The organism is Streptomyces sp. SID11385 (genome assembly GCF_010548245.1).
Taxonomy (GTDB): Bacteria; Actinomycetota; Actinomycetes; order Streptomycetales; family Streptomycetaceae; genus Streptomyces.
This window is the reverse complement of record NZ_JAAGLR010000520.1, coordinates 1-899: the sequence shown is the minus strand read 5'-3', so window position 1 is coordinate 899 and position 899 is coordinate 1. Positions and strand designations below refer to the sequence as shown.

The following is an 899-nucleotide window of genomic DNA, read 5'->3' as shown; positions in this document are numbered from 1 at the left end:
CGGCACGGTGCGTACGGCGCCGGGCGGTTCCGTACGTACGGCCTCGGCCGCGCGAACCGGCTGCGGCGCGCGGACCGGTTGCGTCGTGCGGACCGGTTCCGTCGCGCGCGCCGGTTGCGTCGCCTCCAGCGCCGCCAGGTGCAGTACTGCCTGCCAGAGGGGGGCCCGGCCCAGCGGGCCCCAGGCGATGGTGGTCATTCAGCGGACGGCTCCCCGAGGAGGGCCGTCAGGCGGGCCGCCGCCCGCGCCAGCTGCTCGCGGGCCGCGTGGAGCTGAGGGGCCGTGACGCCGCCGTCGCGTGCCGCGTCCCTGACGTCGTCGCGGAAGCGGTCGAGCAGCCGCTCCAGCTCGCGGACCGGATCGCCCTCGGCCAGCGGCTCGGTTGCCCATCGCGGCAGTACGGGGCCCTCGCCCGTCAGGTCGGCTGCCGCCTCGGCCGTCTCGTCCGCAAGGTGCTTCTCCAGGTCGGGGGACTCCTCGCGCGCTTTCTCCGCCCGCCCCTCCCACGGCGTACGGCCGCCGCCCCAGGCTCCCCAGGGGCCGCCGCCCGGCCCCTGGCCGAACCCGCCCTCGCGCCCGAAGCGGCCGAACTCGCGCGTCAGCTCGCTCAGGCCCTCGCGCAGCCCGGTGGGCCAGTCGCCCCGGCTGAAGTGCTCCTGCATCTGCTGCTGGACCTGACGGGCCATGTCCTGGAAGTGCTCCTGCGCCTCCTTCGCCTGCGCCTTCGCCTTCGCCTGCGCGTCGCGTGCCTGACGGCGGGCCCGCTGCGCGTCCTCGCGGGCGCGGCGGCTCTCGTCGCGTGCCTGGCGCGCCTGTTCGCGCCACTCCTGCTTCGCGCGGCGCAGTTCCTCCTTCGCCGCGCGCCACGCCTCGCGCTCGCCCTCGCCGCGCCCCGGGCC

The 899-nt window shown here is 77.5% G+C and carries 2 pseudogenes; both read right to left on the bottom strand.

The window, feature by feature from the left end:
* Positions 1-198 (bottom strand): annotated as a pseudogene (locus tag G3I42_RS36995) (hypothetical protein); the annotation flags it as partial.
* Positions 195-899 (bottom strand): annotated as a pseudogene (locus G3I42_RS16010) (PadR family transcriptional regulator); the annotation flags it as partial. The pseudogenes G3I42_RS16010 and G3I42_RS36995, both read right to left, overlap by 4 nt.